Annotated in this window: 23 protein-coding genes and 1 tRNA gene; 7 read left to right on the top strand and 17 right to left on the bottom strand. The window is 37.1% G+C overall.

What is annotated here, in order from left to right:
* The first annotated feature begins 32 nt into the window (after positions 1–32).
* Together aspS and SB679_RS19780 are read left to right on the top strand one after the other, a co-directional pair.
* Complete coding sequence (gene aspS / locus SB679_RS19775) at positions 33–1787, top strand: aspartate--tRNA ligase (RefSeq protein ID WP_410704049.1); 1755 nt, start codon at positions 33–35, stop codon at positions 1785–1787.
* Between the two features lie 43 nt (positions 1788–1830).
* Positions 1831–2562: a carbon-nitrogen hydrolase family protein gene (locus SB679_RS19780; protein WP_410704050.1), complete on the top strand. Its 732-nt coding sequence runs from the start codon at positions 1831–1833 to the stop codon at positions 2560–2562.
* A 33-nt stretch (positions 2563–2595) separates the two neighbouring features.
* On the opposite strand, the gene SB679_RS19785 is transcribed toward SB679_RS19780, so the two are convergent.
* Together SB679_RS19785 and SB679_RS19790 are read right to left on the bottom strand one after the other, a co-directional pair.
* Entirely contained in the window at positions 2596–3882 is a 1287-nt protein-coding gene (locus SB679_RS19785; protein WP_410704051.1) for an adenylosuccinate synthase, read from the bottom strand.
* A gap of 71 nt (positions 3883–3953) precedes the next feature.
* Positions 3954–4523: a Crp/Fnr family transcriptional regulator gene (locus tag SB679_RS19790; protein WP_410704052.1), complete on the bottom strand. Its 570-nt coding sequence runs from the start codon at positions 4521–4523 to the stop codon at positions 3954–3956.
* A gap of 137 nt (positions 4524–4660) precedes the next feature.
* On the opposite strand from SB679_RS19790, the gene SB679_RS19795 reads away from it, so the two are divergent.
* From SB679_RS19795 to ligD, 3 genes are all read left to right on the top strand, one after another.
* On the top strand, positions 4661–5446 hold the full coding sequence (locus SB679_RS19795; RefSeq protein ID WP_410704053.1) for a Ku protein: 786 nt from the start codon (positions 4661–4663) through the stop codon (positions 5444–5446).
* Positions 5446–6048, top strand: a complete 603-nt coding sequence (locus tag SB679_RS19800; RefSeq protein ID WP_410704054.1) for a DNA polymerase ligase N-terminal domain-containing protein — start codon at positions 5446–5448, stop codon at positions 6046–6048. The genes SB679_RS19795 and SB679_RS19800 overlap by 1 nt, the downstream gene beginning before the upstream one ends.
* A 77-nt stretch (positions 6049–6125) precedes the next feature.
* Entirely contained in the window at positions 6126–7976 is a 1851-nt protein-coding gene (ligD, locus tag SB679_RS19805) for a DNA ligase D (protein ID WP_410704055.1), read from the top strand.
* Here ligD and SB679_RS19810 read toward each other — a convergent pair.
* The 5 genes from SB679_RS19810 to SB679_RS19830 form a co-directional block, all read right to left on the bottom strand.
* A complete protein-coding gene (locus SB679_RS19810; RefSeq protein ID WP_410704056.1) occupies positions 7969–8475 on the bottom strand; it encodes a hypothetical protein in 507 nt (168 codons plus the stop codon). The genes ligD and SB679_RS19810 overlap by 8 nt on opposite strands.
* Positions 8476–8485: 10 nt before the next feature.
* Positions 8486–9220 (bottom strand): SDR family NAD(P)-dependent oxidoreductase, encoded by a 735-nt coding sequence (locus SB679_RS19815; RefSeq protein ID WP_410704057.1) that lies wholly within the window; start codon positions 9218–9220, stop codon positions 8486–8488.
* 158 nt (positions 9221–9378) lie between these two features.
* Positions 9379–9747, bottom strand: a complete 369-nt coding sequence (gene yajC, locus SB679_RS19820) for a preprotein translocase subunit YajC (protein WP_034714300.1) — start codon at positions 9745–9747, stop codon at positions 9379–9381.
* Between the two features lie 10 nt (positions 9748–9757).
* Complete coding sequence (locus SB679_RS19825) at positions 9758–10270, bottom strand: DUF1573 domain-containing protein (RefSeq protein ID WP_034714299.1); 513 nt, start codon at positions 10268–10270, stop codon at positions 9758–9760.
* 1 nt (position 10271) lies between these two features.
* A complete protein-coding gene (locus SB679_RS19830) occupies positions 10272–11177 on the bottom strand; it encodes a transcription antitermination protein NusB (protein ID WP_034714297.1) in 906 nt (301 codons plus the stop codon).
* 91 nt (positions 11178–11268) lie between these two features.
* Between SB679_RS19830 and SB679_RS19835 the strand changes: the two genes are divergently transcribed.
* Positions 11269–12930, top strand: coding sequence for an ABC transporter ATP-binding protein (locus tag SB679_RS19835; RefSeq protein WP_410704058.1), 1662 nt, complete (start codon positions 11269–11271; stop codon positions 12928–12930).
* A 99-nt stretch (positions 12931–13029) separates the two neighbouring features.
* Positions 13030–13365, top strand: a complete 336-nt coding sequence (locus tag SB679_RS19840) for a DUF3276 family protein (RefSeq protein WP_034714292.1) — start codon at positions 13030–13032, stop codon at positions 13363–13365.
* A gap of 188 nt (positions 13366–13553) precedes the next feature.
* Here SB679_RS19840 and SB679_RS19845 read toward each other — a convergent pair whose 3' ends face one another.
* The 10 genes from SB679_RS19845 to SB679_RS19890 all read right to left on the bottom strand — a co-directional run bounded on the left by SB679_RS19845 (position 13554) and on the right by SB679_RS19890 (position 25414).
* Entirely contained in the window at positions 13554–18590 is a 5037-nt protein-coding gene (locus SB679_RS19845; RefSeq protein ID WP_410704059.1) for a DUF4132 domain-containing protein, read from the bottom strand.
* A 26-nt stretch (positions 18591–18616) separates the two neighbouring features.
* Positions 18617–19051 carry a hypothetical protein gene (locus SB679_RS19850; protein ID WP_410704060.1) on the bottom strand — a complete coding sequence of 145 codons (435 nt, stop codon included), beginning with the start codon at positions 19049–19051 and terminating at the stop codon, positions 18617–18619.
* 436 nt (positions 19052–19487) lie between these two features.
* Positions 19488–19563: transfer RNA gene (locus SB679_RS19855), tRNA-His, on the bottom strand.
* A 35-nt stretch (positions 19564–19598) separates the two neighbouring features.
* Entirely contained in the window at positions 19599–20318 is a 720-nt protein-coding gene (gene bshB1, locus SB679_RS19860; RefSeq protein ID WP_410704061.1) for a bacillithiol biosynthesis deacetylase BshB1, read from the bottom strand.
* Between the two features lie 164 nt (positions 20319–20482).
* Positions 20483–22132, bottom strand: a complete 1650-nt coding sequence (locus SB679_RS19865) for a tetratricopeptide repeat protein (protein WP_410704062.1) — start codon at positions 22130–22132, stop codon at positions 20483–20485.
* A 90-nt stretch (positions 22133–22222) separates the two neighbouring features.
* Positions 22223–23095, bottom strand: a complete 873-nt coding sequence (locus SB679_RS19870; protein WP_410704063.1) for a PstS family phosphate ABC transporter substrate-binding protein — start codon at positions 23093–23095, stop codon at positions 22223–22225.
* Positions 23085–23282, bottom strand: coding sequence for a C4-dicarboxylate ABC transporter (locus SB679_RS19875; RefSeq protein WP_228384396.1), 198 nt, complete (start codon positions 23280–23282; stop codon positions 23085–23087). Before SB679_RS19875 ends, SB679_RS19870 begins: the two co-directional genes overlap by 11 nt.
* A 75-nt stretch (positions 23283–23357) precedes the next feature.
* Positions 23358–24203 carry an energy transducer TonB gene (locus SB679_RS19880; RefSeq protein WP_410704064.1) on the bottom strand — a complete coding sequence of 282 codons (846 nt, stop codon included), beginning with the start codon at positions 24201–24203 and terminating at the stop codon, positions 23358–23360.
* Between the two features lie 23 nt (positions 24204–24226).
* Positions 24227–24799, bottom strand: a complete 573-nt coding sequence (locus tag SB679_RS19885) for an ExbD/TolR family protein (RefSeq protein ID WP_410704065.1) — start codon at positions 24797–24799, stop codon at positions 24227–24229.
* A 9-nt stretch (positions 24800–24808) separates the two neighbouring features.
* The gene (locus SB679_RS19890) at positions 24809–25414 is read right to left on the bottom strand and encodes an ExbD/TolR family protein (RefSeq protein WP_034714277.1); all 606 of its coding nucleotides are present in this window, start codon (positions 25412–25414) and stop codon (positions 24809–24811) included.
* Positions 25415–25485: the final 71 nt, after the last annotated feature.

A 25485-nucleotide genomic window follows, 5' to 3' on the forward strand; every position in this document is an offset into this window, starting at 1 on the left:
ATCTAAAGTCTAATATCTAACATCTAAAACAAATGTTTCGATCACACACAAACGGAGAATTATCTCTAAAAAATCTTAATGAAGAAGTTACACTATCAGGATGGGTACAAACAATCCGTGATAAAGGATTTATGATTTGGATAGATCTTCGAGATCGTTACGGAATTACTCAATTGGTTTTTGATCAGGACCGTTCTTCTGCCCAGTTAATGGAAGAAGCTAAAAAACTTGGCCGTGAATTCGTTATTCAGGTAAGCGGAAAAGTCATTGAAAGAGTAAGCAAAAACCCTAATATTCCAACAGGGGAAATTGAAATTTTAGTTGAAAAATTAACGGTTCTTAATGAATCTCAACTGCCGCCTTTCACGATTGAAGATGAAACGGATGGTGGAGAAGAGGTAAGAATGAAATACCGTTATCTGGATATCAGAAGAGCTCCGGTAAGAGATAAACTGATCTTCCGTCACAAAATGGCGCAGAAAGTAAGAAATTATCTTTCAGATGAAGGATTTATCGAAGTGGAAACTCCGGTTTTAATCAAATCTACTCCGGAAGGAGCAAGAGACTTTGTTGTACCGAGCAGAATGAACCCTGGACAATTCTACGCATTGCCACAATCTCCGCAAACCTTCAAACAATTGTTGATGGTAGGTGGAATGGATAAATATTTCCAGATTGTAAAATGTTTCCGTGATGAGGATCTGAGAGCCGACAGACAGCCGGAATTCACACAGATTGACTGTGAAATGGCGTTTGTAGAGCAGGAAGATGTGATGAATGTTTTTGAAGGAATGACCAAAACCCTGATCAAAGATATTACAGGTCAGGAATTCGGAACTTTCCCAAGAATGACATTCGCAGAAGCAATGCAGAAATACGGAAACGACAAACCGGATATCCGTTTCGGAATGGAGTTCGTAGAATTAAACGAATTAGTAAAAGGAAAAGATTTTAAAATATTTGATGACGCTGAATTGGTTGTCGGAATTAATGTAGAAGGATGTGCAGACTATACCAGAAAGCAGATCGACGAATTGGTGGATTGGGTAAAACGTCCACAAATCGGTGCTTCAGGAATGGTTTGGGCTAAGTTTCAGAATGATGGAATGAAGACCTCATCTGTCAACAAATTCTACAACGAAGAAGATCTGACAAAGATCATCGAAAAATTCGGAGCAAAAGAAGGTGACTTAATGCTAATCTTATCCGGAAACGAGAATAAAGTAAGAGCACAGCTTTCTGCCTTAAGAATGGAACTTGGAAACCGTTTAGGATTAAGAAAAGGAAATGTATTTGCACCACTTTGGGTAGTAGACTTCCCGTTATTGGAATTTGATGAAGAAAGCGGACGTTACCATGCAATGCACCACCCTTTCACGTCTCCAAAACCTGAAGATATCCATTTGCTGGAAACAGATCCTGGAAAAGCAAGAGCAAACGCTTACGATATGGTGTTGAACGGAAATGAAATCGGCGGTGGATCTATCAGAATTTTTGATCGAGACTTACAGTCAAGAATGTTTGACTTACTAGGATTTACCAAAGAAGAAGCAGAAGCTCAGTTTGGATTCCTGATGAATGCCTTTAAATACGGAGCACCTCCTCACGGTGGTTTGGCTTTCGGATTTGACCGTTTAGTGGCCATCCTTGATGGAAACGAAGTGATCAGAGATTATATCGCATTCCCTAAAAATAATTCAGGACGTGATGTCATGATCGACGCACCGGCTGCGATTGCTGATGAACAACTCGATGAATTGGAATTGAAATTAAATGTAAAAGCATAAATTAGAAGCGGAGATTTTTTCTCCGCTTTTTTAATGAAAAAAAATGAAAATAGCAGCAGCCCAAATCCAGCCTGTAAAAGGAAATATTCTTAAAAATATTGAAAATCATAACATATTAATCAGCGCTGCCGTTGATCATCATGTTGATATGATTATCTTCCCCGAACTGTCCATTACCGGATATGAACCAGAGTTGGCAGCACAGCTTTCCATTCATTATGAAGATTCTGTTTTAGACATTTTTCAAAAAACAGCAGACGAGAACAACATCCATATCACTGTGGGAATGCCGACAAAATCTGATGATCGGTTATGCATCAGCAGTATTATATTCCAACCGGAAAGAAAAAGAGAGGTGTATTCAAAACGCAATCTTTTCCCAACGGAAACGAGTGTTTTTTCAAAAGGTGATAGTTTCTGTCAGTTGGAAATAGCACAGAATAAAATTTCATTGGCCATATGCTATGATTTATCGGATCCTTTACATTCACAGGAAGCTCATCAAATAGGATCAAACATCTACACCGCAAGCGTTCTCAATTCTGTAAATGGTATTGACGAAGATCTTATTAAACTCTCCAATATTGCTGCAAAATATCACATGCATGTTGTAATGGCCAATTTCATAGGAGAATCCGGGGGCTATGAATGTGCCGGCCAATCCTCTTTATGGAGTAAAAATGGAAGCCTGCTGGGACAACTCAATAGTCAAAATAAAGGGATCATTATTTTAGACACTGATAATGAACAGGTAGAAAAAATATATATCAACTAATATAAAAAAGCAGAGAAAAATTTCTCCGCTTTTTTATTCAACCAGTTCAAGTTCTTTCATTTTTATCATTTGCTCCCTTCCTGGTCCTGTTGAAAGATATCCTACAGGAATTCCCAGCTCATCTTCCAAAAATGCAAGAAAATTCTTTAGTTCTTCAGGCAACAAAGATGCTTCTTTAAGATTCGAAATATCCGCATTCCAGCTTTCCATCCATTTCAATACAGGACGGGCATTTTCAGGAAGTGATCCGGAAATGGTTTCAACTTTTCCATCCTCCAGTTCGTAATGAGTGCAGACTGCTATGGATTTCATTCCACTTAAAATATCCGCTTTGGTCAGAATTACCTGCGTAACCCCGTTGATCATAATTGCATATCGTAAAGCCGGAAGATCCAGCCAGCCTATTCTTCTCGGGCGTCCGGTATTAGAACCAAATTCATTGCCTTTCGTTCTGATTTCTTCTCCCAGTTCATCAAAAATCTCTGTCGGAAATATTCCGTTCCCTACTCTTGTACAATAAGCTTTGGCAATGCCAAATATTTCACCTATCTTTTTAGGTGAAATACCCAGCCCGCCGCAAGCTCCTGCAGCTATGGTGGAAGAAGAAGTTACATATGGATAAGTCCCATGGTCTATATCCAGCATCGCCGCTTGAGAACCTTCTGCCAGAACTTTTTTCCCTTCAGACAAAGCGGTATTCAAAAACAGTTCTGTTTCCGTACGGATGAATTTCTTTAAAAAATCTACTGCTTCAAAAAACTCACTGCTGATTTCTTCTAGAGAAGGAAGAATCATATCCCCGCCGGCAAGCAATCGGTAATCTCTTTTCAAAATATGCTCTACCCTGCTTTTAAAATCCGCAGACTCTATATCGCCTACCCTTAGATTTTGTCTTAAGATCTTATTAGAATATGCCTGTGCAATCCCGTTTCGTGTAGTTCCGATCGTCGTATACTCCGGATTGTCTTCCATGAAGATATCCAAAAGCTTATAAGTAGGAAGGACCAGATGTACTTTCCTTGAAATAATCAGATTTTTTTCCGGCTGTACAGTGGCATCAAATTCCTGTAAGTTTATAATTTCCTTTCTGAAGCTTACCGGATCCAGTACCGTCCCTGTTCCGATGACATTTTGTTCTCCCTTCATAAAAATCCCTGAAGGAAGCGATTTCAACGTGATTCTTTTTCCGTTACGCTCTATACTGTGTCCGGCATTGGCCCCACCGTTAAAACGGGCTGTAATGTCATACCCTTCACTGATAAGATCGATAAATTTTCCTTTACCTTCATCTCCCCACTGCAATCCTAATACAATATCCATATGTTACTTTTTATGGGACAAAGCTATTGCAAGTACCTTACGCGGCAATTGTCATTTGACAAGAAAGGAGTTTACAGTACATTTTTCCTGATCCGGCTGAATGAGGAAGGCGTAATTCCCAGGTAAGAAGCCAGCATCGCCTGAGGAACACGGTTAGCCAGTCCGGGATAGTGGCTCAAAAAATGAAGGTATCTGGATTTTGCATCAAGGTTGAGCATCGTGCTTACGACTTTCAGCTTGTTTTCAGCAACAAAAGCATGCAGCCTCGCAATTAAAACCGGCCAGACCGCAATCTCTTTTTCTAGTATTTTAAAATAATCAAAATCAAGAGTCAGTACAGTAGCGTCTGTTATCGCTTCAATATATTCGTTGGAAGGAATTTGATCTGCAAAACCATGAAAATCTCCGATGAACCGGCCTTCGTAAATAAAATACCGGGTAAAATCATCGCCTTGTTTGTTGTAATACAGTGACCGGAATACCCCTTCTTTTACAAAAGCTATGGTTTGACTGATCTTCCCGGCTTCCACAAAGATTTCTCCTTTCTGGATACTCATTTCCTGAATGCCTTTTGCAATCAGTAATTCCTCTTTTTCATTCAGGATTCCAAACTTTTTAATGTATGAGAACAGTTCTTCCATATTGCTGTTTATTGGAATTTTAAAGGTATTGAAATAGTCTTTAAAAGCAATTGTCAATTGACAACAAATCTTTAAAACCCGGATAAAAAGCCCGTCTAATGGTACATTAATTGCTTGATTCTTACAAACGTAAGACTATGAAAGCAATTTGGAACGGTGCCATTGGGTTTGGTTTAGTGAATATTCCTGTTAAAATTTATTCTGCCACAGAAACCAGCAAACTGGATCTGGACATGCTGGATAAATCCGATTTTTCTAATATTAAATTCAAAAGAGTCAACGAAAAAACAGGGAAAGAAGTACAATGGAAAAACATTGTCAAAGCTTATCTTATGGAGGATAAATATGTCGTCCTGGAGGATGAAGATTACGACAAAGCACTTCCTGAAAAAACTAAAATCCTTTCTATTGAGCATTTTGTAAAAGAATCAGAAGTAGATAGCGTTTATTTTGAAATGCCCTACTTTCTTGAACCTCAGAAAAACGGTGAAAATGCATACAGACTTTTGATAAAAGCCCTTCAGGAGACAAAAATGGCTGGAATAGGAACTTTTGTACTCCGGGAGAGTGAGGCTATAGGCATGATCCGCCCCTATAACGATGAAATACTAGTCTTAAATCGCTTAAGATTCAATCAGGAGATCAGAGATTACAAAGAACTTAAAATCCCCGCCAAAAAGGCTCCAAAACCAGCCGAGCTCAAAATGGCTAAAAGCCTTATCAGCCAGCTGTCGGAAACATTCGATCCGTCCGTATATAAAGATACCTATTCCGAAGCCCTGTTAAAGATCATCAAACAGAAAGCCAAAGGCAAAAATGTGAAAACGAAAAAGGCTGAGCCTGTAAAAGAAGGCAAAGTGATTGATCTGATGGCCCAATTAAAAGCCAGTTTACAAAATCCCAAATCTAAAAATGCATCATAATGGCACTCAAAGATTATAACGAAAAACGGAAGTTCGACGAAACCAGTGAACCCAAAGGAAAAACAAAAAAGAGTAAAGACAAGCTTGTTTTTGTCATTCAGAGGCATGCGGCGAGCCGGCTTCATTATGATTTCCGACTGGAAATGGAAGGAGTTCTGAAAAGCTGGGCAGTTCCCAAAGGTCCGTCACTGGATCCCAAAGATAAACGCCTTGCCATGATGGTGGAAGATCATCCGTATGATTATAAAGATTTTGAGGGTAATATTCCTGAGGGTAATTATGGAGCCGGTCAAGTGGAAGTCTGGGACAGTGGCACTTATGAGCCTTTAGATGAAAGCTCTCAGCTTTCGGATGAAAAAGAATTGCTGAAAGAATTAAAAGCCGGTTCCCTGAAATTCATTTTACATGGCAAAAAACTGAAAGGTGAATTTGCATTGGTTAAAATGAAAAATGCTGAAAATAATGCCTGGCTTTTAATCAAGCATAAAGATGATTTTGCGGAAGAAAAATACGACGCAGAAGAGAATATCTCTCCAAAATCATTGGTGACGAAATTTTTAGAGGAAAAAAAAAGCCTAAAAAGCAGCAAAAAGAAGTCATAACATCAGAAACAAAACCTGCCTTTCAAAGATTTAATTCTTTAGTTGACGAAAAAAAATTAAAGAATTTTATCAAGCCCATGCTCGCAAAACTTTCTGAAAAAGCATTTGATGATGAAGACTGGATTTTTGAAATAAAGTGGGATGGTTACAGAGCGGTAGCCGACCTCAGCCACAAAGTTCCGCTCTTCTATTCCCGAAACGGAATTTCCTTTCTGTCGAAATTTGAAAAAGTTTCTCAGGATTTCAGCTTACAGAAACACAAAATGATTCTGGATGGTGAAATTGTTGCCTACGACGAAAATGGAAAACCGAATTTCCAGCTGTTACAGCAAATTGGGGATAATCCTAATTTAGCCTTAGTATATCAGGTTTTTGATCTGCTTTGGCTGAATGGACATTCCACAGAGGAAATCCCACTTTTACAACGAAAGGAACTGTTAAAAGAAGCATTGGTAGAAACAGATTCTATTAAATACTGCGATCATATCCCGGAAAAAGGCATCGATTTTTTTAATCAAATGAAAAAAATGGAGCTGGAAGGAATGATTGCTAAAAAAGCAGATAGTCTCTATCTGGAAAATCACAGAAGCACTGACTGGCTTAAAATAAAATTCACGAATATGGAAGAAGCCATTATTTGTGGTTTTACAGAACCAAGAGGTTCAAGAGAAGGTTTTGGAGCATTAATCTTAGGAAAGTATATTGACGGAAAATTAATTTATGCCGGACACACAGGAACAGGATTTAATAAAGAATTACTGAATTTGCTTCATGAGAGGCTGAAAAAAATAGTGATAAAAAATGCTCCGTTTGAAACGATTCCAAAAACCAATATGCCGGTAACCTGGGTACAACCGGATCTGGTATGTGAGATTAAATATTCTGAGATTACGAAAGACGGCATTTTCCGACATCCTGTTTTTGTCGCGATCCGTGAAGATAAAAACCCTGAAGATAGTAATGAAAAACCTAAAGACATGAAAGCTAAAATATCAACCAAAAACGCTGAAAAAGAAAAGGAAATTACATTGAATAAGCATGCAGTAAAGCTGACACATCAGGATAAGATTTATTTTCCTAAAGACGGAATCACAAAAGGAGATGTTATAGAATATTATCAATCTGTAGCGGAATACATTCTGCCTTATCTGAAAAACAGGCCTTTATCTTTAAACCGATTTCCCAATGGTATTGAAGAATCCGGTTTTTATCAGAAAGATGCAGGCGAAAATACTCCTGACTGGATAAAAACCACAAAAGTATTTTCTGAATCTACTGATAAGTACATTGATTATATTATTTGTAATGATAAGGCAACATTAGCTTACCTCAACAATCTGGGCTGTATTGACCTGAATCCGTGGAACAGTTCGCTTCCGGATTTGGAACATCCGGATTATCTGGTACTGGACCTCGATCCATCCAAAAAAAATACGTTTGATGAGGTGATAGAAACAGCTCTTCAGGTGAATGAAGTTCTACAGTCTGTTAAAGTGAAAGGTTACTGCAAAACTTCAGGAAGTACAGGAATCCATATTTATATTCCGATGGGTGGAACATACGATTTTGACCAGGTAAAAGATTTTGCTCATATTCTGATGAAACAGGTGAATGAAAGACTCCCGAAAACCACTACACTCGAACGAAGCCTGCAGAAAAGAGATGACAAGAAAATCTATCTCGATTATCTTCAAAACAGATCGGGACAAACATTAGCAAGTGTATACAGCATAAGACCTAAAGAAGGAGCTTCTGTCTCAATGCCGTTGGAATGGGAGGAGCTAAAACCAGGTTTGCTGCCAACAGATTTTACGATTCATAATGCACTTGAAAGAATTAAAGAAAAAGGAGATTTGTTTAAACCTGTTCTGGGTAAGGGAATTGATATGATAAAAGCATTGGAGCTATTGCAACAAAAAACTAACTAAGCATTTCTTCAATTAATTTATTATATTTTTCTTGATTTTCAACATCTCGGCCATTATCAGTATCAACTTCATATTTAGTCTGAAAAAGAAAATGTTCGTCATACAGGTCGTCATACATTTTTTGGAACTTTTGTGAAAAATCTTTTGAACCTTTTATCTCTTTATCCACTTTTTTTTGCAATTTTCTCGAAAAGATTTCAGTGATATTAAAATGGCCTTGCTCATGAGCTAAAAGTTGCAGAGACTTAAACTCAGGCTTAACCCAAGATGATGATTTATCAAAATTTGCAAATATTTTAATTTTAATTTTTCCTGTCCAAATTGATTGTGATATAATTTTATAATTAATGATTACAGCTGAAACTGCAGCAGCTGTACTAATTCCAATTTCACCTTTAAAATCATCTAATGATAATTTCTGCTGTTCATTCCATTCAATGTATTGCTGTGAAAAAGCTAAAGATGAGAAAGAAATAAAAATTAAAAATAATATTTTCATAATGTTAAGTTTAAGGCAATTTCGCCACCAAGCTTTCCGGCAATACTTTCAAAATCGTATAAATAATCTTCCATTTAAAATTCGGGACAATAGTAAACGAATTTCCTGCATTGACGATATGTTTTGCTACATAATCCGGCTCCATGATTAAAGATTCATTCAACTCTAAACCTTCATTAATTTTGGTTCGGATGTAACCAATCACCAAAGCATTGACGGTGATATTTCTTGAAGCCAATTCCTGTCTCAATCCTACCAGATATTGGGTAAATGCTGCTTTGGTACTTCCATACACAAAATTACTTTTTCTTCCTCTCACTCCGGAAAGCGAAGACAGCCCGATAATTCTTTCCAGGTTGGTATTGCTCTCATCCATTGCGATGATATTCAGAATGGAAACAGCTCCCATATAATTGACCTGCATCATCTGCTGCGTACCTTTGAAATTTCTCAATGCCTTTTCATTATCCACAAGAAAACCAGCCGCATATACTGCAATATGAGGTTGGAGAGGAAGTTCATCATAAAATTTCTGATGGGAATCAAAATCCACAGCATCAAAATACCGAATGTTAATTTTTGAAGCATCCAATGAATGATCTCTGACCAACTTTTCAAGTGAAGCAATATCGCGTGAAGCAGCGATCACAGAAAAACCTTTTGCCAGATATTGAATAATACATTGTTTAGCCACATCCGAATTGGCACCTAGAATGAGAACGGTTTTGTTTCTGTTTTGATTCATAGCGCAAAGATATTTTATTTTGAGAAGAGTATGAAAAATGAATTTTAAGAGCTGGGATTTTTTTAAACTAGAATATCATGAAATTGAATCTATCCTAAAAAAATTCGGCGCGGTGAACAAAGTTCACCGCGCCGAATTAAATATTTTCAAACTAAAAATTATTTCTTTTCAGTTTCGATTTCTTTTTTGTCTGCCGTTTTTTCAGCTGCTTTAGCTGCTTTTTCTCCAAAACGGGCATCAGTAAATTCTCTTGAAACCGCTGCTTTTTCGAATTTCAGCTTTCCGGATAATGTTTCAATAACGAAACCGTCATCCTGGATTTGAGCAATTCTTCCGTGAAGACCAGAAGTAAGCACTACTCTGCTTCCTACTTTCAGGGTTTCCTGAAAAGTTTTCTCCTGCTTCTGCTTTTTCATCTGTGGTCTTATCATTAGGAAATAAAATCCCACAAACATCACACCCATCATAATAAGCATCATTGGAGAGGATGATCCTCCTGGCGCTGCCTGTAAAAATATTGTTAACATATTGGTTGAATTAAGGTTGGATGTTCGCTGAGAACGTTAATTTGATCGGAGACTTGTCAACATTTGCAAATACATCTGCATATTTCTGAACGTTTCCGTCAAAGTTTGAAGAATCAAAATGAAGGGTAATTTTTCCTTTTTTACCTGGTAAGATAGGTTCTTTTGTAAAATCAGGAACGGTACATCCACATCCTGGCTTCACTTCAGAAATCACCAAAGGATTAGTTCCTGTATTGGTAATTTCATATATGTGTTGTACTTTATCTCCTTTTTTTACTTTTCCAAAATCGAAGTTGCTTTCTGATAAAGCAATCGATGTAGAAGGTTGGTCAGACTTCACCGGAGCTGCAACAGCAGTGGTTCCCGGAACAGCTGTAGAATCAGTGGTTGCAGGCATTGCAGCTGCAGCAGTAGAATCTGTAGGTACAGCATCAGCACCCTGAACTTCTTTATTTTCTTTTTTGCAAGAAACTAAACCAAAGCCTATAATAGACAAAGCGATAATTGATAACGTCTTTTTCATGTTAAATTCTATTTTGATCTTTACAATATTTATCTAAAATTCCATTGATGAAAATATTTGAACGGTCTGTTGCAAATACTTTAGCAATTTCTATATATTCATTAATAATTACTCTTGAAGGAGTCAAAGCAAAATGATCAAGTTCCGTAATGGCAGTGGTTAAAATCACCTTATCCATTAAAGCAACTCTTTCCAGATCCCAGTTTTCCAATCTTTCAGATAATTTCTTTTCATTGCTTTCCCAGTTATTTAAGGTAGTCCTTAAAAGTTTTCCGGCAAAGTCATTATCATCTTCATCTTTAATCATCTTGATCAGAGTTCTGCTCTCCTCATCTTCTCTCAGGAAGCCTATTGTCTTCTGAACCATTGAATTTGAAATGTGAATATCATCATACCAGGTAAGCTCTTTATCTCCCAGATAATCATGAAAATCCTCATTTTCAGCAATGTATCTTAAGAACAACTTTCCAATGAATTTCTGGTCTTCTTCAAAAGAATACCCATCTTCTTTCATAAAGTCCTGATAACGTTTTCCTGCAGTGATTCTTTGGAATGTTTTTACCAATAAATCATCATGAAGATCCCATTTCAACTGTTTGTGCTGACCTGTAAAGTACAATCTCTCGGGATTTTCTTCTATCTTGATCAGTACCTGATTGTTGATGAACTTTTGATTAGGATTTACATTCGCATCAGTTTTGATGTATTTGTTTTTACCAATTTCGATCTGATGTTCTGCAAGATCTTTAAGAGCAACCAAAAAGTTGAGCTGATAGATATACAGATAATAGATTTTTTCTATTCCAGAGAACATATTTTTCTCTAAAACATCAAACTTTATAGGATTTTGGTAGTATGAATACACGCTTTCTACCACTTTTTCACGGATTTGTCTTCTTCCTAACATTCAAAGAGCTTTTTTATGGGGGCAAAGATACGAAATTTAAAATTTATGAAATTCGTAGTCTGCTTCTATTTTTGTAATTTTGCAAAACTTTATGAAAGCGCTAAAAACTCTAAACCCCTATTTCTGGAAACATAAACTATTATTGTTTTGGGGATTGTTATTTATTATTGCCAGTAATTTCTTCAATATATATAAAGTTCAGTTTGTAGGAAAGTCCGTAGATGAGCTTACTAAAAGCGGGAATTTGGGCTTTAACAAACAGGTATTAATTTATGTTGCTATTATTGTCGGCTGTTCGCTTTTAACCGGATTTTTCACGTTCATGATGAGACAGACCATTATTGTTGCCTCACGAAGAATTGAATATGAACTGAAAAATAAAATCTACAGACATTATCAGGATTTATCTCTTACCGATTATAAGCAAACGACTATTGGAGACTTAATGAACAGGTTAAGTGAAGATGTGGTGGCGGTAAGAATGTATTTGGGGCCCGGAGTTATGTATGTGGTCAACCTGGTCATATTATTAGTCATTACCAGTATCTATATGGTGAAGACGGATGCCTCCATGACGTTATGGACGTTGCTTCCCCTGCCTATTTTATCCTATATTATTTTCAAAGTAAGTTCGATCATCAACAAAAAGTCTAAGATCATGCAGAAAAGCCAGTCTGCTATTTCGACTTTCGTTCAGGATAGTTTTTCGGGAATCCGGGTGGTGAAATTTTTCGCCAAAGAAAAATATATTCAAAAAAATTACGGGATAAAAGTTACTGATTATCAAAATAAAGCGTTGGATCTGGCTAAAACCGAAGCCTATTTCTTTACGATTATTTTATTCGTTATCGGATTATTAAATGTTGCCGTTATTTTAATTGGCGGACAAAAATATATTGCCGGACAGTTAAGCGTAGGTAAAATTGCCGATTTCTTTATGTACATCAACATCCTGATCTGGCCATTTTCTATGGTAGGCTGGGTTACTTCGGTGAACCAGAGAGCAGAGGCTTCCATGCAGAGGATCAATGAATTCATGGATAAAAAGTCTGCCATCGTCAATACAAGTTCAGACAATTCTCCTATCAAAGGGAGCATTGAGTTTAGAAATGTTTCTTATACGTATCCTAATACAGGAATCAAAGCACTGGAAAATCTAAGCTTTAAGATTGATGCAGGACAGTCTCTCGCGATTATGGGTAAAACAGGAAGTGGAAAATCAACCATTGCCTTGTTACTCTGCCGTCTAATTGATCCTACAGAAGGTGAAATTTTAATCGACGGTAAAAACCTGAAGGATCATAATCTAAATAATTATAGAAACTTTATCGGATATATTCCCCAGGAAAGTTATTTGTTTTCTGATTCTATTGAAAACAATATTGGTTTCGCGATCGACCACCCTTCTCATGAAAAAGTGGTAGAATATTCTAAGATTGCAGACGTTCATAAAAACATTATAGAGTTTAAAGACGAGTATAAAACACTGGTCGGTGAACGTGGCGTTATGCTTTCCGGTGGACAGAAACAGAGAATCTGTATTGCAAGAGCTTTAATTAAAGACCCAAATATTATCATTTTTGATGATTCCCTTTCGGCGTTAGACACGGAAACGGAACAGAATATCCTGGAAAATATCGATGCAAAAATCCATAACGCAACATCCATAATCATCACACACAGAGAGTCTAGCGCTCAAAAAGCAGATAAAATCATTAACCTTACTGAAATTGCCAATTCTGTAACCGCTTAGCCGTTTCATTCTGAATTGTTAAATAAATCATAAAAAAAATTTTGTGATTAAAAGAAAACTTTTATATTTGTTCTTAACAAGATTAAAAAATATCTAACAATGAGTGAATACAAGGAACGCCATGAAAATGAAATTTTCACGAAGGTGTTAAAAGCAGGAAGAAGAACTTATTTCTTTGATGTGCGTGAGACGAAAGCAGGAGATTATTATCTTACGATTACCGAAAGCAAAAAGAATTTCGGAGATAATGGAGAAGCTACATTCGAGAAACATAAAATTTACCTTTACAAGGAAGATTTTAAAAGTTTTCAGGAGATGTTTAATGAATCCACAGATTTCATCATTAACGAAAAGGGTGAGGATGTTATATCAGAGAAACATGATAAAGACTTCAAAAGCAAATCTTACACAATAGATTCTGACGACGAAGTTTAATAAAAAAAGAATATCTAAAAACACAAGCATCTGAAAAAAGATGCTTTTTTTATGCTTTATTCTTATGCAATGTACATGGCAAAATGTATAAAAAGTATGATCATTTGTGGTCGTATACTTTTTACATAGGTATAAAAAAGAGTACACTCCTAAAAGTATACTCTCTCTATATGATACATTATTCTATTTTACACATACTCCCTTTTGATCTGTGAAAGAATGGTTGGATCCTGTATTTCATCATCTTTGGCCAATAATAGAACTTTAGACATCACTTCAGCAGACTTCGGATCGTCATCTGCAAAGGGTAAAAACAGTCTGCCTCTATGCTGAGACTGAACAGCCAGTATCGACAGATATTTACCCGGAACCTGATGAACAACAGCACTTCCCAGGTGTACGCTGTATTCTGCCATTTTACCTTTTACCAATACATGTGTGCCTTCAATACTTACATTATCCAATTTGAACAATCTGGCGGTTTCTTTCATTAATACGGCTCTCATTTCGATGGAAGAATGACTGGCTTCAGGGTCTACATCTCCTACGTGAGCTACTGATACTACCAGATCTATATCCCGCATCACTTCTGAAAACAGCCTTGGATTAATATCTTCAAAAGGAATATTTTTATGATCTTTCAATGAATGGAATTCTATCGTTTCCAACGTTGGGCTTTCTACCTCTGCCGGTGAAAACCAGTTAGCCGCAGCATACAGCTTTACCTGGAAGCCTTCTTTATGATATACTTTTTGCAAACCTTCTTCATAATCTACTTTCCAGCCTCTTGTTTTCAGCAATGCGAGTGCCTGTTTCGGCTGAATCTGATGTCCTGCATATCGTCGGGATATTGATTTTTCCTGCAATTCATCAGGAGTAGGTACATATAACTCCCTGAATACCTGTTTGAATGGCTGTATCAATTTTTCTGTAAAACAAAAATGCTGATATTCACTCCAGACCGCATGCTTGTGTAGGTCTACACAATGGGCAATACGCAAGGTCGTATCCTCTCCTAGCTGTTGAATTTCACCCTTAGCTGTTATCAGATTTCCATCTTTAAAGAATCCTATTTTGTGATCACTGGAAATAAATATCAGTTTCTCCAAATGCCTTACGATAACAGGATGCTCAAATAAATTTTTGATCTCTGCAAGAAGAAATTCATCCCCTCTGATCATCGCTTCTTCCAGTCCTTTTCGGGAGCGGGTCCACTGTTCACGCATGATCTTCCGGTTATTTCCTAATTCTACCACTGCCTTGTCTTTCTTAATCTTTGGCGGTATGGATTTCAGTTGCTTATCGTCTCTGAACACAACGATTTCTGCTTTACCATCAGTCTCTATGATTAATCCTACTGTAACGCCGTCAATTGTTACCTGCGTATCTTTTGATAATAATCCCTGAATTTGGCGGGTTTCCATAGCCCAGGTCAATCGGATCGGATCCGGATATCCTGCATTTCGTGCTAAGTTTTCTAAAGCCACCCGGATCGCCAGCGCTTCACTCGACTGCTTCATGGAACCGAACTCCCTGCTTTCTTTTTTAAATTGCTGGATGTATTCATAACGGCTCAATACATCTTTCTGAGGATTGGTTTTACTGAGTGGAACGAGTCCATATACCCGCAGATAATCCTGGTCCCGCTTGTCTTTTACTTTCGCGGTAACTTCTTTAATTTTTAAATCACCTGTAAGCGTATCCGAATAGAGTCTTGCTCTTCTGTGTCCGTTTCCGTCGGAGATGTATTTTGCAGATTCATACAGCATTTCCCAACGGGCTTTCCCTAATTCTTTATAAGCTTTTGTGAACCATTCTTTATCGACTGCCCCATCCTGAAATTCCTGAACATCTACTGATGAATATTTTGCGACTTCACTTTCCAGGCCTGAATTCTGTGCCTGATAAGAAGTAGTTTTCGTATGCGCATGCATCCACCAGATCGCTGAATCCAGGCCTTTCCAACCTAAATAACTGCTGATCAGCTTCTGCCATTGCGGGGCATAGACAGCTGCCTGTATCAAACGTAATTCTGCAATTTTCTCCTTTTTCATCATTTCATTGAATGATTCCTGTGTATCGCTTTCTAAAGGATGACAGTTGGATAAAAGATAGGAAAACAGCTTTTGTTTGGTCATGCTCTCATTCCCATAGCTGTAGATATAATTGGCATATAATCCGGATTTGCCCAATCCTTTCAGAAGCTGTACCAGGCGATTCATTCCGTATATGGTTTGAAATTCCTGTACAAAATGGGAAACGGCAGTATTGGCATCCCCACGAATCAGCTCAACATCCAGGAAATTATTTTGGATCTCCTCAATGATCGGTTTCAGGAACGGAAATGTTTCCAGGTATTTTTCATAATGATGATATGATTCGGCTCTGGTAAGATCGCGGATAGCAGATTCCGCCGTGAGAATTCCTTCGTACAGTTCACCTTTGGTAATGATATTCAATTCATAGGCCTTGCAAAACAAATAGAAAGGAGCCACACTGATTTTAATATTTTCAGGTAATCCATTATACTGCATCCATCGGTATAAATTCCACTGTTTGATATGCTGCTCATCGGTAAGGTTCTTTAAAGGGATCGCTCTTAAAAAGACATCAAAAAAGCCTAATTGCTGCCATCCATTTCCTCTGTAGGTATAATAATAGTCTTTATCATCTTTCCCTTTATAGTTGATAATATTCTCAGGAAGATGGGCAAACAGGGTACTGCATGCATCCATTAAAAAGTCTGTTTTTTCTGCAAATACAAATTTATATTCTAGTGATGACAGAATTCTGCTGATCGGATTATCCCAATAATAGTTTCCTTTCATTGGGTTAGGAATGATCTCCTTATGATAAAACACATAGCCATCCAGAAAATCTCTGAACACCTTTCTGTCACAATTATCAATGAATGTCAATAAAAACAAATCCCGTGGCTGCAATCCTGAATCTTTATACCACTGTTCCCATACTTCATGCAGCGGATAATTTTCAGCCATTTGTTCAGGGGTAAAGCCTTCTGTTTTATTAACGATCTGACGAAAGGAATTTCCCATCAGGACTCTTTCTTTAGCACCACTCCATTCCTCTGCTTCATATTCATGGTCTTTATGGCTCAGGAAAAGATCGTTCAACTTTTTTAATTCTGCTTTAATCTGGTCCAGAGATTGCGTAAAGCCATATTTATCTTTTTTGACAGCCTGCAGATACACTGAATCATTCTTTACTACCGGCAATTCAAACGTTGAGACTGCAGTAGGATCATAGAACCCGAATCCATTCTCTGCTGAAAGGATTTTTTTATCATCGGAAGGAGCAAGCTGATCAAGAAGGCTCTGCTCTCTTTCCGTTACCTTCAGCTTTTCAGCATATTGCTGAGTCCAGTTTCCAATTTGGGCAGATACTCTTTTGTTTTTTTGAAGCTGAAGCATAATATCCAGCGAGGCCGTTCGTTGTTCGATGTCTCCGTGGGTCATTAACTGATCAACCAATGGCGTAACAACCCCATCTTCCTGCTGCATCACAAGTTCTATCAGTTTCTTTCGAAGGGTTCCGCTTTTTCTTTTAAATAAATCAAAGAAGGTCATTACCTCCTCTTTATGTAAAGGATTTTGCTGCAATACATTGATTCCTGAGGCTACCAGAGATTCCCCGCGGTCTTTTATAATGGTAAAGGCAAATTCTTTCTGGAATGGAGTAACCGCTTTTTTCTTCTTTTCAAAATTATAGGAATAAGAATAGCAATAGAAATCTTCTAAAATATTCCGTGTCAACAGTTCACGCAGGGAAAGCTCAAACTGATCGAAATAAGAAAGTACGGCATCCAGTTTATTGCGATCTTCGCCTACCAGATAGAACATGGAAGCATATAAATTGCTTTTATTGAAAGTCGCATTCAGCCATGAGAATATCTTTCCTTCAAACTTCTTTTCCTTTATTTCAATCTTTTGAGTCAGCGCATGCAGCTTTTCAAAGAAATCCGGATAATCCGCATTATTGATAAAGAATTTTGATTTTACATTGGCACTTAATAATGCTGATAAAGGCTCTCCCGCAAATGCCAGCACCTGAAGATCACCCTCCAATACGGCTTTATAATACAATGGCATCTGAATATAAGGATCCTGAGTTTCTCCTGCGAACTTTATGGCCAGACATTTCTTTTCTACACTCCCTGTATCAAACAGCTGATGTAAATAAGGAATTGTTTTTTCCACATCCCATACCGCCTGTACCCAAAGCGCCATATAGACTTCATTATTATTTTTGCTTTTTACAGCATTCGGAATCTGTTCCGGATTATTGAAATAGGTATGAGCCAATGACACAATATTTTTCACCACCGATTCTTTCTCCGTATCCCAGCCTAAACCAGTCCAGGTATCTATGGAACGGACAATGGATGAGAAGCGTGTAAGTTTATGTTCTATAATAACATTGGTCATGTACTGTAAAGCACCTATGCTTGTTTCATCCAAAGCTTCCAACACTGTTTGCCGCAGCCCTTCCTGCCGTTGTGCTGCAAGCAGAAGTTTTTCCACCAATTCCCAGCATTGCTGCTGTTCGCTGTTGAGTAATGCTTTGATGATGTTCCGGGATACTTTTCCCTCGGTATGCTTATTGAAAATAATATCTTCAATTAATTGGTAAATGGCTGTATTTCCCGTATCTATTGCGGTCGACCAAAGATAAAACTGATGTGAATTATTAGATAATGCAGTGTCATAAATGATCTGCTCTTCTAAAGTAAGCTTATAGTGCTGTTCTCCATTATTATAAGAATAGACACTTGGAAGCTGCAACAGATTTCCCACTAAATTTAACTGGTTAAGCAGTGTAAATCTGCTATTATTAGGAGCACGAAATGAACGGCGGTAGTATCCTGTCTGGTACATTTTATAAGGCATTTTATTCCAGGCATGCTTCACCAGATCAGCATTATCTCCAAAAAAATAAACCAAAAGTTTATAATATTCTTCGTCTTCCCAAATATCTGGGTGTACAAGTTCTTTAATTTTTTCTGCCCGCTCGCTGCCTAAAGTTAAATCCTGATAATAGTTGGTTTTTCCAACAATTAACAATCCTAATTCTGCAACTTCTTTTTTAAGTTTGAGCTGTGAATTTTGTAATTCCGGATCGGTTTCTATTTGGTCTTTGAGTTCTTTCCGTAAATTCCTGTAATGATTGACCGCTTTTTTCGGTTCTAATTTTTCTGTGATTTCCATGTATTTTGAGATTCAGTGTCTTTAATTTACCAATAACTTCCTGCCAGGAATGTAAGCCTGATGAAAACAAATGTATGCTGCAAGCTTAAGTCTATGATTTGTGTTAAACTTTCGACTTGCTCGTCATTGTAAAATACAGCAAACATGCCATCTTCAAAAGCTTGTACAGCATTTTCCTGCGCCTTTTGAAGATCAGCTTCCTTTTGATGGTAAATGCTTCCAAAATCTGCCTTTCCGGTATCGGTAAGGATATTCAGATAGTTTTCCATAGGAATTTTGGCATAATCCTGTTCTTCCAACTCAAATGATTTTGCATTAAATGTTTCTACCTGCTGCTGAACAATTAATTGTAACAGGTTCTTTACTGAGATATCGGTACCTTGATATTCAATGTCAATTTTTTGTTCTGAGAGGATGGGATGCTTCTTTCCCAGCTGCTTTACGGTAACTTTTATTTCCATAGCTGAAGTTAATCAGCATAAATGTAGTAATTTTTTTTTCTGTGGTACATGACGTTTGGCAGGGATTGAGGATAAATAACCTGAGCTTGGGATAAGATATTTTGTTTTTTTTGATAATGCCAGGAAGTCTGGTGCCGGAAGAGGAAAGTTAATAAGTGAGACTACCCTAGCCCCGATTGTAGCGGAAATCCTTTTTTGAAAAAAAAGATTGCAGTGGAAAGCGGGAAATAGCTTCAAAAGAAAATAAGGTGAAGGTATCCAATAGCTTTAAACGAGTATAAAAATAGCTGAATTGTATCTTGTGAGCCCCAATTAAATCATCGGAAACGAAATTCTGCACTGTAATTTTTAAATTATTGTCTCTATATTGCTGAAAAATATAGTCTTACAATGGGGTAAAATAAAAAAGTACACTTATAAAAAGTGTACTTTTCTTGGGTGAATGAGGGGTCTCGAACCCCCGACCTTCGGAACCACAATCCGACGCTCTAACCAACTGAGCTACAATCACCGTTTTGTGGTTGCAAATATAGGGAAGATTTTTTAATTACCAAACAATTCCTTCAAAATTTTTCATCGCAATGAGCTTCTCTGACGTAAATCCCTCAGCATAAGCCACTCCCGATAAACGTCCAAGATCTTGTGCGCGGTAGGTTAAGCTTTCATAAAAGTCTTTCGTTGCAATTGGAGTTACCGGTTCTTTAGAAGTCGGGTCATAAAACTGTGTTTTGAATGCCATGCATGCTTCGATCTTCTTATCAAGATGCTCTGAAATGTCAATAACGAATTCTGGTTTGATATCTTTCCACTGGATATAATGAAAAATATGCTTCGGTCTCCATACCTCCTGGTTTTCTCCTTCGTCTACTGTTTCAATTTTTCTCAGCCCAGCTAAAAAGCACGCATCCGACACTAATTTCGCTGCTTTTGCATGGTCTGGATGTCTATCATCAATTGCATTTGCTAAGACGATTTCTGGGCGGTATTTGCGAATCATTTTTACGATCTTCATTTGGTATTCTTCGGAGTTAACAAGAAAGCCGTCTTTCATGCCAAGATTTTCTCTGGCTGCCACGCCTAAAATCTTTGAAGATTCCATTGCTTCAGCCATTCTTATTTCATCGGTCCCTCTGGTCCCAAGTTCACCTTTGGTAAGATCTACAATTGCGCATATTTTTCCTTCCGAAACCATTTTGGCGACTGTTCCTCCGCATCCCAATTCTACATCGTCGGGATGTGCTCCAAAAGCGAGTATATCTGTTTTCATCTGTTCTTTTTATTTTTTAATTTGTCAGGAACGCCCAATAATCTTTCTCACATTTTCTAATTTTCAACTCCGGGCGTTTCATATTTTCAAAGATAAGATTTAAAGTAAAAACTTCCCAAACATTACGAATGGGAAGTTTTAATATCTATAATTTAAAATTTAAATTATTTGTTGAGTTCTGCATTTAATTTCACAGCATCCTGGTAAGTAGGATCTAACTGAAGAGATTTTGCAACATAGTCTTTAGCTTTAGCTACATCAGAAGTTTTGCTGATATAAGCCACTGCGAAGTATGCATATGATAAAATCTGCTTGTTAGCTTCCTGATCAGCAGGTTTTACTGTAGCAATGAATTTCTCATAAGCTAATTTAGCTGCTTCATTGTTTCCCGCTTGCTGATAAGAATATCCCTGGCTGTAATAAGCCGGTGCCCAATCTGGAAGAAGTACAATTACTTTCTGCCATGTAAGGATCGCTCCATTCCAGTTTTTTGCATCCTGATAAGCAGTTGCCAGTTTGTATAAAACATCTGTATTCTTAGGATCTGCAGCCGCCTGTTTTTTCAATGCATCAATAGTAGCATTGGTAGGTCCTGAATCTGCATCAGCCTGAGAAGCTCCTCCTCCAGAGATTTTAGCCAGCTCCATATCCCATTTCATTGTCTCATCTTTTGCTGCTTTTGCAATCGCTATTTTTTGTTGTGCTTCAGCATTTAATGCAGATTTTTTAGCCGCATCTGTTTCTGTTTTTGCTAATCCTGCAGCAATAAGTCCTTGTAATCCCTGGTCAGAAGGCTGTACTCTTGACTGCTCTGCCTGAGAAACGAAAGTATCCATATTTTGCTTGGCATCAGCATATTTTCCGTCTGCATACAATTGGTATGCTCTTAATTTGAACTTAATAGGATCATTGATCTTATCAAAAATCTTATCTAATACATCCTTAGAATTCGTATAATCTTCATTGGTGAAATACAGTTTTGAGATTTCTAATAAAGTATACGGATCTTCATCGGCATATTTTGTATAATTGATCAAATCCTGAGTTGCTTTTGCATTCTCCTGGTATCTGATGTCATATGAAGCTAACGCTTTATAAGCAGGCGCATATGTAGGGTCTACCGCAACGGCTTTATCAATGCTTTCTTTAGCAAGTTTCCATTGTTGTGCAGCCATCCAAAGCGTACCCATTCTTGTGTATACAGATGCTTTGTTTTTAGCAAGTGGTAATGCTTTGTCATAAGCAGACATCGCATCTCCAGGAATTTTTTTCAATCTGTAGGCATCTCCTAGTGTATAGTAATAGTTAGCCGGAACTTCTTTTTTCTGAGCTCTTTCAATTGCTTTATTCAGGAATTGAATAGCAAGGTCAGGAGAGTTGTTCTTTTCAAATAAAGTCAAAGCTTCTGCAGCTCTGAACAATACTTCAGCATCTTTCTCTTTAGAGTCAGTTACAACTTTTTGAATTTCAGCAATAGCACTTTTGTCTCCCTTTCCTAATTTTACTGTTGCCAGACCAATTTTGTTAAGGTAACTTTTGCTGTCTGCAGCAAGCCCTTTATTGAAACTTTCTGTTGCTTTAGCGTAATCCGGATCACCTTGTCTTAGGAAAGTATTTCCTAAATAAAAATAATTTTCTGCAGTAGGTGCTTTCGCAATCATATCAGTAAAATTAGTTTTAGCTTGTGCATACTTATCACTATCCACACTGTTTATACCATCCTGCAACGTCTGTGCACTGGCAAAATTGGCAAAAAATACCACAGCTGCTCCAAAAGCAATCTTCTTTACATTCATATTCATTATATCTTTCATTTTATATTTTTCTAAATTGAGTTATATTCTACACAATTTTTAGACCAAAATAGTGTAATTATATGGGGTATAATGTTAATTTATATTTCTTTAACGCATTTGCACCTCTCTTTTGTACAAATTATAAGGCTGTAGTCCTTCTTTTTCAACGATCATCTGGCCTAATTGTGTACATGAATATCTTATAAAACCATTGGCTATGTTAAATCCACCTTCGTTGGTTAAGAAATAAAGCACTCTCGTAAAAGGATATTTCATTCCACGTAATTGGGTAACATCAGCGGTATATAGTTTTCCATTTTTTTCAACAGGGAGAATTTTAACCATCTCTCTTAATTTCTCTGCTGTTTTATCGTAAGGACGGCTGAAAGTATTCAATCCTACTACTCCAATTTTATTTGGATACTTATTTAATTGCTCTATAATATTTTGATTTCCTGAAATAATTGAGAATTTTAAATCTTTAGGTAGCTTTCCTATCTTCTGAGCTACAAAATTTAAATTACTGGAATTCGTTCCGTCAAAAATAAAGTCTTTAGCATCCGACTGAAGGCCGTTGGTAATTTCATCCATAGAAATACTTGTTTTAGATGATTCTTTAGGAACCACAAAAACCACAGCATCTGCTGCAAATCTTGCAGGTATGAATTTCAGCTCTACTTTATCTTCGTATGCTTTAATCTCTTTTGCAGAAAGATCTCTGGACAACACTATTATTTTAGCTTTACCATCAACCAAATCTACAAAGCCGAGGTCTTCTTTTTTGGTCGTAACTTTAATATGTGTTTCAGGATAGCTGGCCATATAGCCATCTGCAAGTGCTTCTGTGACACTTTTAAATGATTCATCAGTAAAGACAGTAAGGTCCCCTTTATTATAAGATACAGAAGCATCTACTTTTTTGCAGCTTAGAGAAATAATACTGAAGATAGAAGCTAGTATATATTTAATACTATTCTTCATCATTGGAATTTTTAATTTTTAAAATCGCCCTGTATATTCTAAATAAACCATAAAGAATAATAAGCGCACCTAAAGGATAGGCAACGGCAGGCTCCACGATTGTAAAGAAGAATTTATAGACAATAACTACAATTCCCAAAACAATATAAAAAAATCCTGTAACTAAGGATAACCATTTGAACATCATAAAACAAAAATACCAAAAAAAATAAAAAGAGAAGCATATGCTTCTCTTTTTATTTAATATGTTTGAATATTAATTTTATTCAAAGTTCATTGTAAACGGAACGCTATAGTAAGATCTAACGCTCTCCCCGTTTCTTTTCGCAGGAGTCCATTTTTTCAATTTCTTAACTACACGTATTGCTTCGTTATTAAAGTCGCCATTTGGAGATTTCTCTTCAATTACAACTCCGGAAACACTTCCGTCTCTTTCTACAACGAATTTCAGTTTTGCTTTAAGCTGCCCTTCTCCTCCTTCCATTAAAGAAGTATCAAAGTTCTCCCCTAGGAATTTTCTCAATGCTGCCATACCTCCAGGATAATCTGCAGACTGGTCTACATCTTTGTAGATTTCATTAGGGTTGTTGCTTGGCTTCACTTCTGCTGCCGTAGATTTAGTTCCTGTTGAAGGTGGTGGCGGCGGCGGTGCATATGCCGGAGCTTTCACCCCTTCTTGATTCTGCAAACCAGTCGTAGTTTCTAACTGCTTAGAAATTGGCGGTGGTGGAGTTTCAATTTTTGGAGCTTTTACCGGCTCCGGAACTACGTTCTGAATAACCTCTACTTTCTCTTCCTCTTTTGGTGGTGGTGGTGGTGGTGGAGGTGGTTCATCTTTTGGTTGCTCAATAATTTTATCTTCCTGAAGAACGTCTACCAAATCTGCTTTCACTTCCTTTGTAGGTGGAGCAGTAAGGTTCTTAATGGTAAGATAAATAAAAGGAGACAAAGCCAAAACCAAGAATATAGAAGTACCAATAATAAAAGATTTTGTTAAAATCTTAGAATACTGATGTCTGATATCATAGGCACCATATTCCTTATTTCTATTTTCAAATACAATCTCGTCTAAAGTAAGATTCTGATTGTATATATTTTCATCTGCCATTGATTTACAATTTTAGGGTTACATTACTTTGTTGCAGGTGCAGCCGTAGTTCCGGAATTCCCTACTTTCTTTTCATAAATAGCTTTTTCCCAAGGCTTCACATCGGTAACACCGTATTGCTCGCTCTTTGTAATTGCCATTTCGTCAATAATATCAACAAAGTTCTTATATACAGCATCGTCAGTCGGTTTGATAATCACAGTAAACTTTGTTTTATCTGCCGCATTTGCTTTTGCCTGCTCAATTACCTTTCTGATTCCCTCTCTATCATATGATGTTTCATTAAGATTTTGATCAGTCAATGATGTATTATCTTGCTGATGCCAAAAAATCTTATTGTCTTTACCTAATAACAAAGAAATAGAGTTCGAAAGTTTAATTTCAGTTGGAGGTGGTTTCGGCGTATCTTTTTTAGGTTTTGCCGGTAGCCCCAAGTCCATCACATTTGGTTTACTAAACGTTGAAGTAAACATAAAGAACATCAATAATAAGAAATTCAAATCTACCATCGGAGTCATATCGACTCTGGGGTTATTTTTCTTGGAACGTACCTTACCGCCTTTGGCGCCTTTTTCCTGTACTTGTACTTCTGCCATTTCTTTTTATTAATTAGGTTTACCTTCTTGTGACGTAATCAACCAAAATTTAAGAAAATCGATATCTCTTAAACCCTCAAATAAACTTTTAATTTTAGGATACTGTGTTGTAACGTCTCCCTTGATTGCTAATTTGTAATCAGGATTAACGCTTAAACTCTGTTGTACCCAGTCAATTAATTGCTGATTTGTACTATCCATAGGAATCCCTTTAGGACTCTTGAAATTCTTCTGCTCATCTTCCGGCATATCCAAATAGCTTTTCAACTGGCTCATAGGAACTCCAATTGACTGAACTTTTTGGAATGCAGCTTTTTCGTTGTTATCAAAAGTCATATTATACTTTTGACCCATTTTATTTAAAAGCTCTAATCTCTCTGATGCGTTTTCTACCGGCTGAAAATAAAATTTTCCGTCAGGAGTAGCATTAATAGTCATTAAACTTGCATCAGGAAGTAATTTCTCTGAGATTGAAGATGGCGGTTTGATCTGCTCCACATCAGGTTTTTTAAACTGCGTGGTCATAATAAAGAACGTAAGCAATAGGAACGTAACGTCGCACATCGCCGTCATATCCGTTACTACTCCATGTCTTTTTGGTTTTATTCTCGCCATTATTATTTATATAATTATTAAAACTTCTTATTTAATTTGAATTGACCACAATCCTTTTGTAAAGAATTGAA

It is taken from the genome of Chryseobacterium sp. SIMBA_029, from assembly GCF_046535275.1.
Taxonomy (GTDB): domain Bacteria; phylum Bacteroidota; class Bacteroidia; order Flavobacteriales; family Weeksellaceae; genus Chryseobacterium.